The sequence below is a fragment of the Klebsiella sp. C349492 genome (assembly GCF_042055345.1).
Lineage (GTDB): Bacteria > Pseudomonadota > Gammaproteobacteria > Enterobacterales > Enterobacteriaceae > Klebsiella > Klebsiella scottii.
In genome coordinates, this window is record NZ_JANQCE010000002.1 from 709151 (window position 1) to 726999 (window position 17849).

The 17849-nt window shown below is 56.4% G+C and carries 15 protein-coding genes; 8 read left to right on the plus strand and 7 right to left on the minus strand.

Translation table 11 applies throughout. The annotated features are described in order from the left end of the window. Positions 1-122 precede the first annotated feature (122 nt). From glnH to rhtA, 3 genes are all read right to left on the minus strand, one after another. A complete protein-coding gene (glnH, locus tag NWP14_RS11025; RefSeq protein ID WP_095095384.1) occupies positions 123-869 on the minus strand; it encodes a glutamine ABC transporter substrate-binding protein GlnH in 747 nt (248 codons plus the stop codon). Positions 870-1271: 402 nt separating this feature from the next. Next, positions 1272-1775 carry a DNA starvation/stationary phase protection protein Dps gene (gene dps / locus NWP14_RS11030; RefSeq protein WP_095095388.1) on the minus strand — a complete coding sequence of 168 codons (504 nt, stop codon included), beginning with the start codon at positions 1773-1775 and terminating at the stop codon, positions 1272-1274. A gap of 244 nt (positions 1776-2019) precedes the next feature. Continuing rightward, entirely contained in the window at positions 2020-2907 is an 888-nt protein-coding gene (gene rhtA / locus NWP14_RS11035) for a threonine/homoserine exporter RhtA (protein ID WP_375215316.1), read from the minus strand. Between the two features lie 353 nt (positions 2908-3260). Between rhtA and ompX the strand changes: the two genes are divergently transcribed. Then, positions 3261-3770 carry an outer membrane protein OmpX gene (gene ompX, locus NWP14_RS11040; protein ID WP_045854570.1) on the plus strand — a complete coding sequence of 170 codons (510 nt, stop codon included), beginning with the start codon at positions 3261-3263 and terminating at the stop codon, positions 3768-3770. A 104-nt stretch (positions 3771-3874) separates the two neighbouring features. On the opposite strand, the gene NWP14_RS11045 is transcribed toward ompX, so the two are convergent. Both NWP14_RS11045 and mntS read right to left on the minus strand, forming a co-directional pair. Next, on the minus strand, positions 3875-5452 hold the full coding sequence (locus tag NWP14_RS11045) for a phosphoethanolamine transferase (protein ID WP_095095394.1): 1578 nt from the start codon (positions 5450-5452) through the stop codon (positions 3875-3877). A gap of 268 nt (positions 5453-5720) precedes the next feature. Beyond that, entirely contained in the window at positions 5721-5846 is a 126-nt protein-coding gene (gene mntS / locus NWP14_RS11050) for a manganase accumulation protein MntS (protein ID WP_095095397.1), read from the minus strand. Positions 5847-6029: 183 nt separating this feature from the next. Between mntS and mntR the strand changes: the two genes are divergently transcribed. From mntR to NWP14_RS11080, 6 genes are all read left to right on the plus strand, one after another. Continuing rightward, complete coding sequence (gene mntR / locus NWP14_RS11055; protein ID WP_095095400.1) at positions 6030-6503, plus strand: manganese-binding transcriptional regulator MntR; 474 nt, start codon at positions 6030-6032, stop codon at positions 6501-6503. After that, positions 6500-7612: an anion transporter gene (locus NWP14_RS11060; protein ID WP_095095403.1), complete on the plus strand. Its 1113-nt coding sequence runs from the start codon at positions 6500-6502 to the stop codon at positions 7610-7612. Before mntR ends, NWP14_RS11060 begins: the two co-directional genes overlap by 4 nt. Before the next feature lie 107 nt (positions 7613-7719). After that, positions 7720-8757, plus strand: a complete 1038-nt coding sequence (locus tag NWP14_RS11065) for an aldo/keto reductase (RefSeq protein WP_375215317.1) — start codon at positions 7720-7722, stop codon at positions 8755-8757. A gap of 158 nt (positions 8758-8915) precedes the next feature. Next, on the plus strand, positions 8916-10292 hold the full coding sequence (locus NWP14_RS11070) for a glycoside hydrolase family 1 protein (protein ID WP_095095409.1): 1377 nt from the start codon (positions 8916-8918) through the stop codon (positions 10290-10292). 112 nt (positions 10293-10404) lie between these two features. Next, positions 10405-11724: a PTS transporter subunit EIIC gene (locus NWP14_RS11075; protein ID WP_331835715.1), complete on the plus strand. Its 1320-nt coding sequence runs from the start codon at positions 10405-10407 to the stop codon at positions 11722-11724. 12 nt (positions 11725-11736) lie between these two features. Further along, positions 11737-12450 (plus strand): GntR family transcriptional regulator, encoded by a 714-nt coding sequence (locus NWP14_RS11080; protein ID WP_076945013.1) that lies wholly within the window; start codon positions 11737-11739, stop codon positions 12448-12450. A 63-nt stretch (positions 12451-12513) separates the two neighbouring features. Here NWP14_RS11080 and ldtB read toward each other — a convergent pair whose 3' ends face one another. Next, positions 12514-13434, minus strand: a complete 921-nt coding sequence (ldtB, locus tag NWP14_RS11085) for a L,D-transpeptidase (protein WP_045855429.1) — start codon at positions 13432-13434, stop codon at positions 12514-12516. A gap of 368 nt (positions 13435-13802) precedes the next feature. Between ldtB and NWP14_RS11090 the strand changes: the two genes are divergently transcribed. Continuing rightward, a complete protein-coding gene (locus NWP14_RS11090; protein ID WP_045854579.1) occupies positions 13803-15398 on the plus strand; it encodes an ABC-F family ATPase in 1596 nt (531 codons plus the stop codon). Positions 15399-15476: 78 nt separating this feature from the next. On the opposite strand, the gene NWP14_RS11095 is transcribed toward NWP14_RS11090, so the two are convergent. Further along, complete coding sequence (locus NWP14_RS11095) at positions 15477-17843, minus strand: TIM-barrel domain-containing protein (RefSeq protein WP_375215318.1); 2367 nt, start codon at positions 17841-17843, stop codon at positions 15477-15479. Positions 17844-17849 lie beyond the last annotated feature (6 nt).

Here is a 17849-nt window from a genome sequence, read left to right on the forward strand (position 1 = left end):
GAAAAAATGACTCAGGCCTGCTGCGAGGTGATTCCCGGCAGAGGGCGCAAGCGCCGCTGCCGGGCTACCAGACCTCAGCAGGCCTGTAAGAGATATATCCGTGCGGATACGGGCTCTGATTATTATTTTGGCTCAGTACCGAACCATTTTTTATAAATTTCGTTGTAAGTGCCGTTTTCACGCAGGGTTTTCAGCGCGCCGTTCACTTTTTCACGCAGTTCGTCGCTGCCTTTCGGGAACGCGATACCGTAGTTCTGCGCTTCCAGCGATTCACCTACCGCTTTGAACTGGCCGTGGCCGGCGGTTTTGATGAAGTACAGGATGTTTGGCGTATCGTGCAGCACGGCATCGGCGCGGCCGGTACCCAGCTCCATATAGGCGTTATCAATGTTCGGGAACTGGCGCAGGTCTTTGGTTTTGATGTTGGCCTTGGCGTAGTCAACGGAGCCGGTGCCGCCTTTAACCGCGACCACTTTACCGTTCAGATCCTTCACGTCTTTGATATCGTTGTTGTTCGCTTTCACCATCACCAGCAGGCCGCTTTTATAGTAGCCATCGGAGAATTCGATCGCTTTTTTACGCTCTTCAGTAATGGTAATACCCGCCAGCGCGAGGTCGATGTTTTTAGTTTGCAGCGCCGGGATGATGCCGCTGAAATCCATTGGCTTCAGGGTATAGTCCAGTTTCAGCTCTTTGGCGATGGCGGCCCACAGGTCGACATCGAAGCCAACGTACTTATCGCCTTGCTTAAATTCAAACGGAACAAACGCCGTATCGGTCGCAACAATCAGTTGTTTTTCAGCGGCCTGGGAAGAAACCGCAAAAGCCAGGGTCAGTGCAGCCAGTGAAACTTTTAATACAGACTTCATAGCATTTCCTTTTTTATCCACGGGACGATCCCCTGCGAGAACGAGTAACCCTATGAAAAAATCGTGCCAGTTTTACAACTTGTTGTTTTATAACAACCAGAGTCGATCCTGTTGCACGCTTTCGGGTCTGGCAAATGGAGTTTGCACCACGCCGGGGCGTCATTTTGGTGCGTCATAAATATGCCGAATAACAAGAGCATTTTTAACGCAAACACCGATGGGAAAACAATCTCGCTGTAACGATTGTGTGAGGTGATTATTACATTTGATTTACTTTAGTACGCATTTTGTACATTGTGGTGCACTAAAGTGGTGCATATAAGCGTGGGTGAGAAAAAAGCGGGAAAGGCGAGGGGAAAGAGGCAGTGCCGCCAGCGGGGCTGACGGCAGTCGGTTTGCCGATTATTCGATATTAGATTCGATAAACCACAGGAATTTATCCAGATCGCGAGAAGCGGCGGTGAAGATATCGGCAGTATCTTCGTCTTTTGCCTCACTAATCGCTTTGCGCACGTCGTTGGCGACAATCGCGTAGCGGTCGGCCAGCTCTTTCAGGTGGTCCTGGACGCTATGGATGTCCAGCGGATAGCTTTTCAGCGGAGTTTTGCTGTTGATAACCTGAGTGGTGCCCAGCGCAACGCCGCCGAGCTGTACGGCACGTTCGGCCATCGTATCGAGGTGTTCGGTCAGCGCCGTGCGGAAGCCGTCCAGCATTTCATGGACGGCAATAAAGTTGGCACCGCGCATATTCCAGTGAGCCTGTTTGGTAATCAGCGACAGGTCGATGAACTGGATAACCTGACGATTGAGCAGCTCTACGGTGGCTTTCTTCTCGCTGTCGGTCACATCGTTGCGGGTATAGAGCAGGTTAGACGCTTTAGTTTTAACCAGTTTTGCGGTACTCATAGTTTCATATCCTCTTGATATTTATACTCGTCATACATCAAATTCGAATTATATGGAGCGCTTGTCCCCGGTAACTCATGGGGACAAGTATAGCAACGGATCAGCAGAAGGCGGTGTCGGTAGTCTCTATCGGTTTGATAGCGCAGGCTTGTTGATAATTTATAAGGTAATTTAAATCAAATGCTTGTAGGCGTTTTAGACCAGTTCTGCACGGCGCGACGGCGATGCAGAACTGTCTGACAATTTAGCCAACATCCACTTTTTTCAGCTTCGTTTCCCGCCGCATCGTCAGCGTCGACCCCATCGAGGCGAGAATTATTGCCCCCAGCGCCAGCGTCTGCGTGAAGGTCAGCGTCTCGCCAAGGAACACCATTCCCGACAGCGCGGCAAGGGCGGGCTCCATGCTCATCAGAGTGCCAAATGTTTTCGTCGGCATGCGGGTGAGGGCGATCATTTCCAGCGAATAGGGCAGCGCGGTGGAGAGCACGGCGATCCCCAGCCCCAGCGGCAGCAGCGACCACTGGAACAGCGTATCCGTTGCCTGCAGCATACCCAGCGGCACAAAAATCACCGCGGCAATCAGCGAGCCCATCGCCACCGTTGCCGGGCCGTGCTCTTCGCCCGCGCGCTGGCCGGTGAGAATGTAGACCGCCCAGCAGGCCCCGGCGCCCAGCGCCAGCAGCGCGCCGGTGAGATCCACCTGCGACACGTCTTGCCCCAGCGGCAGGAGATACCATAGCCCCAGCACCGCAAGCACCACCCATACAAAGTCGAGCGGACGCCGCGAGCCAAACAGGGCCACCGCCAGCGGGCCGGTAAACTCCAGGGCTACCGCAATGCCCAGCGGTATGCGCTGAATGGATAAATAAAACAGATAGTTCATCGCCCCCAGCGAGAGGCCGTAGAAGAGCAGCGGCAGGCGCTGTTCGGGGGCAAAGCGCAGCCGCCAGGGTTTGAAAATGACCACCAGAATCAAGGTGCCTAGCGCCAGGCGCAGGGCTGTCACGCCGGGCGCGCCGACTAACGGGAAGAGTGATTTCGCCAGCGATGCCCCGCTCTGAATAGAGATCATGGCGATTAAAATAACTGCTGTCGGCAACCATGCCGGGACCTTACGGGACGAGCCGGGCATCCTTTCTCCTGTCAAAATTTGTCAAACGCGGTAAAGGATCCAGTGTAAATGAATTAGCCAACGGCAGTTGAGCTATTGTTGAAAAAATCCCCGCAGAGGGGAGTACAATTGGGAGAGAGGCGCTGAAATACTCATCTGGCGATTAGGAATAATCTGGATGCTTGTCCGGCGATCGGCGCGCATTAATATGATGGTATTCGTTAAAACCGGTTGTTTTCCAGTTTGTTATAGTTTTGTGGAAACTTTTGGTTACATGAAAAAGTATGTTAGACACTGTAAAGTGAAAAGAGTTTCCCGAAAGTTTTTGATATATTTAAGACTTAGGACTTATTAGAAACACATTTGAGGTGGTTATGAATAAAATTGCACGTTTTTCAGCACTAGCTGTTGTACTGGCTGCATCCGTAGGTACCGCTTTCGCTGCAACTTCTACCGTTACCGGTGGTTATGCTCAGAGCGACATGCAGGGCGAAGCGAATAAAGCAGGCGGTTTCAACCTGAAGTACCGTTACGAGCAAGACAATAGCCCGCTGGGTGTTATCGGTTCCTTCACTTACACTGAAAAAGATCGTACCGAATCTGGCGTATACGAAAAAGGCCAGTACTACGGCATCACCGCTGGTCCGGCTTACCGTCTCAACGACTGGGCAAGCATCTACGGCGTCGTGGGCGTTGGCTACGGTAAATTCCAGGACAACAGCTACCCGAACAAAGCTGACATGAGCGACTACGGTTTCTCCTACGGCGCTGGTCTGCAGTTCAACCCGATCGAAAACGTTGCTCTGGACTTCTCTTACGAGCAGTCTCGCATTCGTAACGTTGACGTTGGTACCTGGATCGCGGGCGTTGGTTACCGCTTCTAATCACTTCGGTGATATAAAAAATCCGCCTCACAGGGGCGGATTTTTTTTGCCTGTCATTCGGCAAAACCCGTCGCCATCAGCTTCCCGATGGCGAATGAGGTGGCCTACTGGGTGGTGAACAGGTCGCTGCCCAGATGGGTATAGTCCACTTTCTGCAGCTGGAAGTTGGTGATGAAAACCGGCCCGGCCTTTTGCTCAGAGATAAAGCGATAGCGCGGCTTTATTTCCTCGGCGCTGATCCCGGTCCACTGTGAGAAGAAGCTGAGGAAATCGTTGGCCGAGCGGCGCGCTTTGATAACCTTGTGCGCTTTATCATCGCTGGACAGCACCATGAACGGTACCTGGAAGTTTTGCTGGAACTTATCGTCGTGCGCCAGATACTGAACCGCTTTGCCGCGCTCTTTAAAGGCGAGGCCGTGATCGGAGAAATAGGTCATCGAGAAGCTATCGCCGGAGTTCTGCAGCTGGCTATAGAGTTTGCCCAGCAGCGCATCGGTTTGCGTCATGCTGTAGAGATAGCAGGAGGTCTCTTTTGATTGCACAAAGACGGTATATTTTCCTTTGGTGCGGTCACAGGCCTGCGGGTGCGAGCCCATCAAATGCAGGACGATCAGCTGCGGCTGAGTCCGCTGGGTCGAAAGGACCTGCTCGGTTAGCTTCAGCAACTGCTCATCCTGGGTATTTTTATTGGCCTCAAAATCGCCGTTTTTGAGGAACTGCACTTCGTCGGCGCGTTTGGCAATACTGGCAATCGCCGTATCGTACTCGCCGATTTGCCCCTGATTCGAGAACCACCAGGTCTGGAAGCCCGCACGGTTGGCCAGCGTGACGAAGTTGTCCTGGTACTGCGGCTTGCCGTCGACCACCCGGTTAAGCGTCAGGCCCAGCGACTTTTGCGTTGAACCGCTGGCCGCAATGTAGTCATTGAACAGATAGCCGTTCACCGAACTGGCGAAAGGGGTGTTGTCCCAGTGGCCGCCGAAGGCGCCGAGCGCGTCGCGGCGCGCGCTTTCACCAATAACCACCACGTAAAGATGATATTTGGGCTTCACCGCCACGACGTGCCAGCTATCTTTCATATTCGCCAGCTGCGCCATGCGCGCCTGCTCATCCAGCACCTCATTGTTATTGACCACCACGTCTTTGACGAAGCGCAGGGCCGGATAGCCGGTATCAATCACTTTGAAGACGCCGCCCCACGCCAGATTCTGCACCGGCTGCAGGAAGAAAATGCCGATGCTGAACAGCAGGCCCAGGCTCTCCATTTTGCTCCAGCGCCTCGGTTCTTCCGGCTTGCGACGCACGGCAATCACGCCCAGCGCGAAAATAAACACCGCCAGCAGATAGCTGTACCACGGGAAGATGGTCAAAATTTCGGTGGATTCTTCAACGTTGGTGGCGTGCAGCGCCAGCAGGGTATTGAAATTGGGCGCGCCGTATGCCTGACCAAACGGATAATAGAGCGCGGCAAGCAGCGAGTAGCCGCCGACCACCACTTTCTGCGCGCGCGGGAAGCTGCGCCACAGCAGATGTAGCACGCATGTAAAGGCAACGGCATAGAGCAGGCTAAAATCATAGCCAAGGGCCAGGTTAATCAGCAGGGACTGTAAAAAGTAGAATCCGGTCCACGGGTTCAGGACCAGTCCACGAGCGACCAGCGTTTCTTTCAGGGTGAGATTCATAGTTAACAATCAAAAAGACGCCATGTGCATCCCCTGGCATCAAGGGGTAAAACCTGCTGGACAGTGCCGGAAGAGGGTCTCTGCGAGCCGCAGTAGTGGCAGGGCTGACAAAAGATAGGGCTTGCAAATGCTAAGGTCAACTAGCCATAACAGATTGTTTTGGGAGAAAGCTTACAAAACTTGAAAAAAGTCCGGGAAAGGAGGGCAAACGGGCCAGTATGACGAGGAATTATGACCGAAAAATGAAGCGGCGTACCGCGACGCCGCGTTAGTTGCCCGGTTTGTCCTGCTCTTTTTTGCCGTTAAGCAGATCGCACAGCATGCCGAGTAGCATTAAGCGTACTTTAAATGGGGAGTGGGTAAACACCTGTAAGCACCTCTTGAGTTCGTTCATCGTAACCTCCTGTGATTTCGCCCTTCACTCCTTGAAGGATGTTTGCATTACATACAGATATAGCACAGGCTATATTTTATAGCTATGGCTAAAAAGTTAATTTTTTGTGCTACGGGCCCAATCATTTACAATGGCCCTCTTTGAGATGACGCTTGCTGCGTCACACGTATTTGAGGAAGCACAATGAACCGTCGCGCAGGCAAACAAATAACAAAAAAAGTGACGCAGCTAGTGAATGTTGAAGAGCACGTTGAGGGATTTCGTCAGGTGCGTGAGGCGCATCGTCGCGAGCTGATTGACGACTACGTTGAGCTGATTTCCGACCTGATCCGCGAGGTGGGTGAAGCGCGGCAGGTCGATATGGCCGCGCGCCTGGGCGTCTCGCAGCCGACGGTCGCTAAAATGCTCAAGCGCCTGGCCAGCGTCGGATTGATTGAGCAGATCCCGTGGCGCGGCGTCTTTTTAACGCCGGAAGGCGAGAAGCTGGCGCACGAGAGCCGCGAACGTCATCAGATTGTGGAAAACTTCCTGCTGGTTATCGGCGTCAGCCCGGAGATAGCCCGTCGCGATGCCGAAGGGATGGAGCATCACGTGAGCCAGGAGACGCTGGAGGCCTTTAGCCAGTTTACGCTCAAATACGGGCAGCAGGGAAAATGAACCTGCCCCTTGTTCAGTCGCTGGCGGGTGACCGCTTTTTGCATTTACTGCTGATTATTGCCGGCGTATTAAGCATTTTTGTGCCCTTTGCCCCTGCCAGCTGGCCTCAGGCTATCGACTGGCAGACGATTATTACCCTAAGCGGGCTGATGCTGCTGACCAAAGGGGTCGAACTGAGCGGCTATTTTGACGTGCTGGGCCGCAAAATGGCGCGGCGGTTTGTGACCGAACGGCAGCTGGCCATCTTTATGGTGCTGGCCGCGGCGCTGCTTTCCACCTTCTTAACCAACGATGTGGCGCTTTTTATCGTCGTTCCGTTAACCCTGACGTTAAAAAAATGGTGCGCCATTCCGGTTAACCGGCTGATCATTTTCGAAGCGCTGGCGGTCAACGCCGGCTCGCTGCTGACGCCGATCGGCAATCCGCAAAATATTCTGCTTTGGGGGCGTTCAGGCCTCAGTTTCCCGGCGTTTATTGGCCAGATGCTGCCGCTGGCGGCGGCGATGATGATAACGTTGCTGGCGCTGTGCTGGTGCTGTTTTTCCGCCGTACGCCTCACTTATCAAAGCGGCGAACGGGCGCCCTCCTGGCGGCCGAAGCTGGTCTGGAGCTGCCTGGCGTTTTATCTGATTTTCCTCACGGCGTTAGAGATGAAGCAGGAGCTTTGGGGGCTCGCGCTGATCGTCATCGGCTTCTTGCTGCTGGCGCGCGCGGTGATTATCAACGTTGACTGGTCTTTGCTGCTGGTCTTTATGGTGATGTTTATTGATGTTCACCTGCTGATCCAGCTGCCGGCGCTGCATCAGCTGCTGAGCGGCGTCGGCCAGCTCTCCCCCGGCGGCCTGTGGCTGACGGCGATCGGCCTGTCGCAGTTCATCAGCAACGTCCCGGCAACCATTCTGCTGCTCAACTACGTCCCCCCGTCAACGCTGCTGGCCTGGGCGGTTAACGTCGGCGGCTTTGGCCTGCTTCCCGGCTCGCTGGCCAACCTGATTGCCCTGCGCATGGCGGCGGATCGGCGGATCTGGTGGCGCTTTCATCTTTACTCTCTGCCGATGCTGCTGTGGGCGGCGCTGCTGGGTTACGCCATGCTGCGCTACGGGTTCTGATATTTAGAGGATTGGGCAAGAAACGGACAGGATCCCCCCATTCGCGCTCGTGCTGCGGGGGGTATAACTATAGCGCTGACGTTAATTATCCTGATGAGGAGAGTCCGATGCGTTATAAAAAACTCGGAAATACCGGTCTGTTTGTCTCTGAACTGTGCCTGGGCACCATGACCTTTGGCGGCGAAGAGGGGATGTGGGGAAAAATTGGCCAGCTGCGCCAGGCGGAAGCCGAGCAGCTGGTGGGCAGCGCCCTGGATGCCGGCATCAACTTTATCGACACCGCTAACGTCTATTCGGAAGGGCGTTCGGAAGAGATAACCGGCCAGGCGCTAAAAAATCTCAAGATCCCGCGCGAAAACGTAGTGGTTGCCACCAAAGTGTTTGGTGAAACCGGCACCGCCGGCGTTAACTCCCGCGGCAGCTCCCGCTACCACATTCTCAGCAGCGTCAAAGAGAGCCTGCGACGCCTGCAGCTCGATCATATCGATCTCTACCAGCTGCACGGCTTCGATCCGGCAACGCCCGTGGAAGAGACCCTCTACGCCCTGGATACCCTGGTTCGCCAGGGGCACGTCCGCTATATCGGCATTTCGAACTGGGCGGCCTGGCAAATCGTCAAGGCGCTGGGGATCGCCGAACGCCTTGGGCTGGCCCGCTTTGCCTCTTTGCAGGCTTACTACACCATCGCCGGGCGCGACCTGGAGCGTGAGCTGGTGCCGATGATGCAGAGCGAAGGGCTGGGGCTGATGGTCTGGAGCCCGCTGGCGGGCGGATTGCTGAGCGGCAAATACACCCGCGACGGTCAGGGGGAAGCGGGCGGCCGTCGGCTGGAATTTGATTTCCCGCCGGTGAATAAGGATCGCGCGTTTGATTGCGTGGACGCGATGCGCGAGGTGGCCGACGCTAAAGGCGCGACGGTCGCGCAGGTCGCGCTCGCGTGGCTGCTCCATCAGCAGGCGGTGACCAGCGTGATTATCGGCGCCAAACGCGCGGAGCAGCTGGCGGATAATATTGCCGCAACCCAGATCCAGCTCGGCGAAGAGGATCTCAGGCGGCTTGATGCGGTGAGCGCGCTGCCGCGCGAATATCCCGGCTGGATGCTCGAGCGCCAGGGCGAATATCGCCGCAATCAGCTTAACGATTAATCCTGTCCGATCCTCAACGGCGGGCGCTGTCCCGCCGCTTTCTATCCTCTCTTTTCGAAATCGCTCACAAAAACGACACAACTCCTTTGCGTGATTTATCATTTCATTCTATATGACTAGTCATGAATTTTTAATGACTAGTCATAGTAGCGGAGTGAATGATGAAGACACTGGCAAAGGATTTTTTATGGGGCAACTCGGTTTCCAGCATGCAGACGGAAGGTGCGTGGAATGAAGGCGGAAAGGGGATGTCGGTATACGACATTCGCGAGCCCTCAGAGTTTGCCTCTGACTGGAAGGTGGCGACCGACTCCTACCATCGCTATGAGGAAGACTTTGATTTAATGCAGGATCTAGGGATGAACTGCTACCGCTTCCAGATTTCGTGGAGCCGCATTTGCCCGACCGGCGATGGCGAGTTCAACGAAGAAGGTATCGCCTTCTATCACCGCTTTATCGACGCTCTGATTGCCCGCGGCATTGAGCCGATGATTTGCCTGTACCATTTTGACATGCCGCTGGCGCTGGCGAATGAGTATAACGGCTTTATCGATCGCCGCGTGATGGAGGCGTTTGTGCGCTACGGCAAGAAAATGATCGACTGCTACGGCGACAAGGTGAAGTACTGGCTGACCTTCAATGAGCAGAATATTTTCCACATGCCGATTGCGTTCCGCATTGCGGGCTATATGCATGGCGATGAAACGCTCCGCGAGCTGTACGAGATCCAGCATTACACCATGATGGCGCACGTCCATCTGACCGCTTACCTGCATGAAACCCAGCCCGGCAGGCTGATGGGGGGGATGCTGGCGCATCAGCTTATCTACCCGGCGACCTGCCAGCCGCGCGATATTTTCTGCGCTCAGCAGCATGATGAGTTTCTCAACCAGAACCTGCTGCGCGTCTATGCCGGCCAGGGCTACAGCCCCGAGGTGATGGCCGTGGTCGCCCGTGAAGGCTTCGAGGATATCTATCGCGCAGAGGATTTAGCCCTGATTGCGCAGAATAAAAATGACTATATGGCCTTTAGCTACTATGCCAGCCGCACGCTCAGCAGCGATCCGATCCCGGAAGGCACCGAGGTGAACTACTACATGCAGTTCGGCGATAAGGACAACCCGTACCTGAAGTCTACGGAATGGAACTGGCAAATCGATCCGCTCGGCTTTCGCACCATCATCACCCGCTACTACAACGACTGGCGCCTGCCGGTATTCCCGATTGAAAACGGTATCGGGGTGATTGAGTCCTGGGATGGCGAAAACATGATTGCCGACGATTATCGTATCGCCTATCACCGCGACCATATCAACGCCATGAAAGAGGCGATTTTTGAGGACGGCGCGAAGGTGATCGGCTATCTCGGCTGGGGGCTGATCGATATTCTCAGCTCGCAGGGCGATATGCGTAAACGCTACGGGGTGGTGTACGTCAACCGCGAAAACCACGATCTTAAAGACCTTAACCGCGTGCCGAAGAAAAGCTATGCATGGCTGAAACGAGCGATCCACAGCAACGGTGAAGAGATGTAGTTCGCGCGGGCCGCACCGGGTTATCGCCGTCAGATTTCAGGCCGCGGGCGCGCTGCCTGCAACCTGAAGCCTGGCGGGGAATACGGGTAAGTGATGAAGAGGATTCTGCAAAATGTCTGATAATACAACGTCCAGTATGCAGTCTTTGACCGATCGCTTTGTTGAGTTTTCCGCGCGTATCGCCAACCAGGTACACCTGCGTTCGCTGCGCGATGCGTTTGCCGGGGTGATGCCGATTTTCATTCTGGCAGGGCTGGCGGTACTGGTGAACAACGTGGTGTTTCCCTGGATACTGGAGGGCGACACGCTGGTGCGCTTTAAGGTATGGGGCGATGCTATTATCAACGGGACGTTGAATATCGCCGCGCTGCTGATTGCGCCGATGATCGCGTGGTCGCTGGCGCGTAACAAAAACTTCGCTAACCCGGTTTCGACCGTCGTCATCGCTATTTGCAGCTTTATTATTATGATGCCGATGCAGGTGGATCTGGTGCCGGTTGGCGGGAAGACGACGGTCAGCCTGACGTCGGTACTGACCTTCGCCAACATCGGCTCTACCGGCATTTTCGCCGGCGTGCTCATCGGCCTGGTGGCGACAGAAATCTTTATGCGCATCGCCGGAATTAAGCGCCTGACCATCAACCTTGGAGAGAACGTGCCGCCGGCGGTGGGCCAATCGTTTTCGTCGCTCATCCCGGCTATCCTGACGCTGTCGATGTTTGCGGCGCTGGCCGCCCTGCTGAATAACCTGCTGCACACCGATCTTATCCATCTGATCACCACGCTTATCCAGCAGCCGCTGCGATTGATTAATACCAGCCTGCCGGGGACTATTTTTATCTACAGCTTCGGCAACTTCCTGTTTACGCTGGGTATACACCAGTCGGTCGTGAACAGCGTGGTGCTGGAGCCGTTCCTGCTGATTAATACCAATGAGAATATGCTGGCCTACGCCAGCGGCCAGCCGATTCCGCATATTATTAACAATATTTTCGTGCCGACCTTCGGCATGGTGGGCGGTACCGGCAGCACCATCTCTCTGCTGATCGCCATCTTTCTCTTCTCGCGTCAGCAGGCCTCGAAGCAGGTGGCGCGCCTGGCTATTACCCCGGGGCTGTTCAATATCAACGAACCGGTGATTTTCGGCCTGCCGATCGTTTTCAACGTGCCGCTGATGATCCCGTTTGTGCTGCTGCCCGCCATCGGCATCTTTTTCGCCTGGCTGTGCACCACGCTCGGGCTTATGTCGCGCTGCGTGGTGATGATCCCGTGGACCACGCCGCCGGTGCTCAGCGCCTGGCTGGCGACGGCGGGGGACTGGCGGGCGGTGGTGGTGCAGTTGATAATCATCACCTTTGGTGTATTCTTCTACCTGCCATTCCTCAAAATATCTGAGAGAGTGGCGTTAAAAAACAATGGGATAAATGAATAATAAGGAAGGGCGATGGCGGCGAAGTATCTTTTGATCGCGCGGGAAATTAAAAAGCGGATTATCAGCCAGCAGTACCCCGCCAGCATGCCATTACCCGACCAGTTTGCGCTGGCGGCGGAGTTTAACACCAGCAGGATGACCATCCAGCAGGCGATGCGCCAGCTGATCGTTGAAGGATTGATTTATACCCGCAAAGGGCAGGGCACCTTCGTACGTAAAAACTTTCTCCAGCTTTCGCAGTGGGATCTTCCGGGAAGCGACTATTTTGGCGCCACCAAAACCTGGGCCCATCTGGGGGCGGTCAGCAGCAAGGTGGTGCGCTTCGAGCTGCGCTTTCCCAGCGAAAAGGAGCAGACTTCGCTGCTGATTAATGCCGATTCGCCGGTTTATGACTTCGTGCGCCTGCGGCTGCTCAATGACGAGCCGATGTCGCTGGACGCCACGGTGATGCCGGTGAATCTGGTCCCTGGCCTGAATAAAAGCCACCTCGAAAGCTCCGTATTCCAGTATGTCGAAACGCTCGGGCTGAAGATAATGGGGTCGTACCGCGTGGTGCGCGCCATTAAGCCCGGCGAGCTCGAACAGCAGCACCTGGTATGCGAAGCCGGCGATCCGGTGCTGGAAGTTGAGCAGGTTATCTACCTGGAGGACGGTACGCCGCTGGAGTACGCCCACTGTCACTACCGCTACGATCACGGCGGCATCGTTATCGTTAACAACGGCTGACGTCAGGCGAAAAGAAAAGGGCGAGGTTTTCACCTCGCCCTTTTTTGTGCATGGCGCTCAGGATCAGTTCAGACGAACCGGCATACCGGAACGGTTCTGCACCGCCTGCTCAACCACGCTCTGATCGACGTCGGACTGGCCGGTAACGGCCTGTACGGATTTGTTCAGCGTAATCGGGACGATTTCACCGCCCTGGAACTGGGCTTCAGTGGTCGACAGCGGGTTATGGACTTCAACGTAACGGCTGCCGTCCGGCTCGCTGGTGGCTTTCACCGGCTCATCGATAAATTCGACGCGGGTGCCGACCGGCACATTCTCAAACAGGAATTTGATATCGTCGTTACGCAGACGGACGCAGCCGTGGCTTACGCGCAGGCCGATACCGAAGTTGGCGTTGGTACCGTGGATCGCGTACAGACGACCGATATACAGCGCGTACAGGCCCATCGGGTTATCAGGGCCGGCCGGCACCACGGCCGGCAGCGGGTTACCGGCTGCGATGTATTCGGCGTGCATTTTCGCCGTCGGCGTCCAGGTCGGGCCGGCTTTCTTGCGCTCAACCTTGGTCACCCAGTTGATCGGCGTATCTTTGCCGAGCTGGCCGATACCAATCGGCAGCACGATCACGGTGTTAGTGCCTTTCGGGTAGTAGTAAAGACGCATTTCCGCGCTGTTGATGACGATACCTTCATGCACGGTGTCCGGCAGAATCAGCTGCTGCGGGATATTCAGCACGGTGCCGCCTTTCGGCAGATAGGTATCCACGCCCGGGTTCGCTTCCAGCATGTTGGACAGACCCATCTGATATTTGGCGGCGAAATATTCCAGCGGCTGTTTGTTGTCGTCCGGAACCGTAACAACCTGGTTCTGGCCAATCAGTCGGCTACCGTCAGTCGGCAGGGGATAGGTTACCGCGGATGCGGTATTGCAAAAGCCCACGATGGCGAAGGCTGCCGCAAGGAGTGTCGATAATTTCATATTCATCATGTCGTGTGCGATGTTAAAGCCACACAGGCCTTTGTTTGATTTTTCAGGGAGTAGATGGGAGCGCATTATATGTGCATTCCCGCCAACAGGGAAATGAGATGTGTACGAAATCACACTTTTTTGCCGGTTGTTTCAACTGTCGTCCTTCGGCTGCTCAGGCTGCGTCGTCGGAGGGGCGATCGCACGGCATACCTGGCGCCGCCGGCCGCAGCCGCAGCCTGCCGGACGCCGCCGGCTGAGGTCAAAAGGCGCCATTCGCTGCGCCGGCGGTAAGGGAATTCACCGCAGACCGTGAAAAGAGATGGTTTTGCTGGCATAATGTCCGATGTGTCACACTTCTCATTCTCTTTTTTCAGGATAACCCCGTGCTAGTATCCAGCAACGTCACCATGCAGTTTGGCAGTAAGCCGCTGTTCGAAAACATTTCCGTCAAATTTGGCGGCGGCAACCGTTACGGCCTGATTGGCGCCAACGGTAGCGGTAAATCTACCTTTATGAAGATCCTCGGCAACGACCTGGAGCCAACGCTGGGCAACGTCTCCCTCGATCCGAACGAGCGTATCGGTAAGCTGCGTCAGGATCAGTTTGCGTTCGAAGAGTTCACCGTGCTGGATACGGTCATCATGGGCCACGGCGAGCTGTGGGAAGTGAAGCAGGAGCGCGATCGCATCTATTCTCTGGCGGAAATGAGCGAAGCCGACGGCTATAAGGTGGCGGATCTGGAAGTGACCTACGGCGAGATGGACGGCTACTCCGCCGAAGCCCGCGCCGGCGAGCTGCTGCTCGGCGTCGGCATCCCGGTTGAACAGCATTACGGCCCGATGAGCGAAGTCGCTCCCGGCTGGAAGCTGCGCGTACTGTTAGCCCAGGCGCTGTTCTCCAACCCGGATATCCTGCTGCTCGACGAACCGACGAACAACCTCGACATCGATACCATTCGCTGGCTGGAGCAGACGCTCAACGAACGTGACAGCACCATGATCATCATTTCGCACGACCGTCATTTCCTTAACATGGTGTGTACCCACATGGCGGATCTCGACTACGGTGAACTGCGCGTCTACGCCGGTAACTACGACGAATACATGACCGCGGCCACCCAGGCTCGCGAGCGTCTGCTGTCTGATAACGCCAAGAAAAAAGCGCAGATTGCCGACCTGCAATCCTTCGTCAGCCGCTTTAGCGCCAACGCCTCTAAATCACGTCAGGCGACCTCACGCGCGCGTCAGATTGATAAAATCAAGCTCGACGAAGTGAAGGCCTCCAGCCGTCAGAACCCGTTCATTCGCTTCGAGCAGGACAAGAAGCTGTTCCGTAACGCGCTGGCTGTTGAAGAGCTGGCGAAAGGTTTTGATAACGGCCCGCTGTTTAAAAAATTCAATCTGCTGCTGGAAGTGGGCGAGAAGATTGCCATTCTGGGTGCCAACGGCGTGGGTAAAACCACCATGCTGAAAACCCTGGTTGGTGAACTGACGCCGGATAACGGTACCGTTAAATGGTCTGAGAATGCGCAGATTGGCTACTACGCGCAGGATCACGCCGAAGACTTCGATAACGATCTGAGCGTGTTCGACTGGATGAGCCAGTGGAAGCAGGATGGTGACGATGAGCAGGTTGTGCGCAGCTTCCTCGGCCGTCTGCTGTTCAGCCAGGACGATATCAAAAAGCCGGCAAAAGTGCTGTCCGGTGGCGAAAAAGGCCGCATGCTGTTCGGCAAGCTGATGATGCAAAAACCAAACATTCTGGTGATGGACGAACCGACCAACCACCTGGATATGGAATCTATCGAATCGCTCAACATGGCGCTGGAGATGTATCAGGGCACCCTGATTTTCGTCTCCCACGACCGCGAGTTCGTCAGCTCGCTGGCCACCCGGGTGATTGAAATTACGCCGGAGCGCGTCGTCGACTTTAGCGGTAATTACGAAGATTATCTGCGCAGCAAAGGCATCGACGGCTAACCGTCTGCCGCCCCGGCGCAGCCGGGAGTGAAACAGAAGCCCCGGTCAGCCTCGCGCGACCGGGGTTTTTTCTTGCCCTTAGTCCAGCAGCCACTCGTCGACGTCTTTGCCATTCACCGACAGCCGGCGCTTTTCACCGGCGGGTAGCGTTATCTTCAGCGCCTTCCACGCCGGGCGGTAGCGGCCGCGCGCGTTCACCTGCAGGCTGATGGCGCTGGCGCTGCAGGTCATTTCCCACCCCAGCCACAGCGCGTTGCCCTGCCGATAGCCCCAGCTCTCGCCGTCGTCTTCAAACAGCAGACCGCTTGTCGAGCCTGCTCCCTTCAGCGGAAACAGCTTCAGCTCGCGGCTATCGTCTTTTTTGGCGTCGACGTGGACGATCCTTTCGCTGACCGGCAGACCCGCCCCGGCGCGCACCATCAGCGGCAGTTTTTCCAGCGGCGCATCGAGCGTGACCCACTGGCCGCCGGCGAACCACTCCCCGCTATAAAAGTCGTACCAGCCGGACTCATTTTCCGGCAGCCACACCCGGCGATGGCGCTGGCCTGGCTCCACGACGCTGGCGACGAGGAGATCGCGGCCGAGCAGGAAATCGTCGCACTCCTCGAAGGTCTGCGGGTCATGCTGGTGATCGAGGAAGGTCGGGCGCAGCATCGGCTCATCGTCAGCGTGCGCCTGCCACAGTAGGGTGTAGAGGTAGGGCAGCAGGCGATAACGCAGCTCAATCGCGCCGCGAATCGCCGGCAGGACCGCCGGATACATCCACGCCTCGTTAACCGTCCGATCGTCGTTCCATGAGTGGATCGTGAAGCGCGGATGCATCACCCCGTTCTGCACCCAGCGGACGAACAGTTCGGCATCCGGCTTATCGCCGGAGAAGCCGCCGACGTCGTGACCGACGTTATACAGACCGGAGAGGCTCATCCCCAGCCCCATGCGGGTGTTGTAGCGCAGGGTATCCCAGCTGGTGCGGTTATCGCCGCTCCAGGTTTGCACGTAGCGCTGCATCCCGGCGCAGCCGGAGCGCGAGATCAGGTACGGGCGTTTCTCCGGGGCAAAGCGCTGCTGGGCCTCCAGCGACGCGCGCATCATCAGCAGCGGCATCACCGGACGGATATGCTTGATGGCAATCTCCTGGCCAAAACCGTGGCAGCGCGCCTCGCCGTCCCAGACTTCAAATTCGTTATTGTCGTTCCACGTCGAATCGATCCCCATCTCCAGCAGCTGAGTGGTGACCCCCTCCTGCCACCAGGCGACGGTTTGCGGGTTGGTGAAGTCTAGGTGCGACCCTTCGTCATCCCAGAAGCTGGAGCGCTCCGGGGCCTCGCTTTCGGAGTCCTGAATAAACAGGCCGCGCTCCGCCACCTCGCCATAGCGCGGATGATCCTGCAGCAGGCAGGGCTTAATATTGGCCGCCAGCTTGATGCCCGCGTCGTGGAAGCGCTGGCTCATCGCCTTCGGCTGCGGAACCTTGTCGTAATTCCAGTTAAAGACGTAGCGCTTACCGCCGATCGAGGTATAGCCGGAGGAGAGCTGGAACGAGTCGCACGGAATGGCGTGCTCATCGCAGAGGCGGATAAAGTTCATCAGCTGGTTTTGCGCATCCGGCGCATCGGTGTAGTGCATCGTCGAGCCGCTGTAGCCCAGGCTCCACTTCGGCCCGAACAGCGTTTTTCCGGTCAGGCGGACAAAGGCTTTGGTGACGTCCAGCACGCGTTTGCCGGTAAACATGTAGTAATCAATATCTCCCGCCTCGGCCTGCCAGCGGCGATAGGCGGTGTGATAGTTGTCGATTTCGTTGCCCAGATCCAGCCAGCAGCTGCTGAGGTTATCGTAGAACAGGCCGTAGCTAATATCGCCGCGCTGGGTGATGGTGAAGGGGATGTGCTTATACAGCGGATCGGTGCTGACGGCGTTATAGCCCATCGCATCCAGGTTGCGCATCTCGTAGCGATTCCCGTTGCGCAGCAGGTTGCCCGCCTTCTCGCCAAGACCGTAGAAGCGTTCATCTTTACGCCGGCTCTGGTAGTGCGCGACGCCGTCGCCGTGGGCGTTGACCAGATAGGCGCTGGTCGGACGGTCGTTGACCAGCGGCTGCCATTCTCCGGCATCGTCGCGGTAGCTCCACTCCAGCCACAGCGGCTGGTGGACGGTGACGCGCAGCCGTTCGGTGGCGACCGTCAGGGTCTCCTGCTGCTGCTCCAGGGTCCAGGCGGGAAGGGTAAAGCCGCTGACGTCGTCGCGGCTGCGTCCCTCCCAGGGAACGTCCTGCTGCGGAGCGATGCTCCAGGTACGATCCAGCGCCAGCTCCCCTCTGCGCTTAAGCAGGACGCGGAACAGGTTTTCTTCCAGTACGTACAGGCACAGGGTGTGCTGCCCGTCGACCGCCAGCTCTACGTGGTGGGCCAGCTGCTGTTGCAATTTCCAGTGTTTCAACGTTTTCATTTTTAC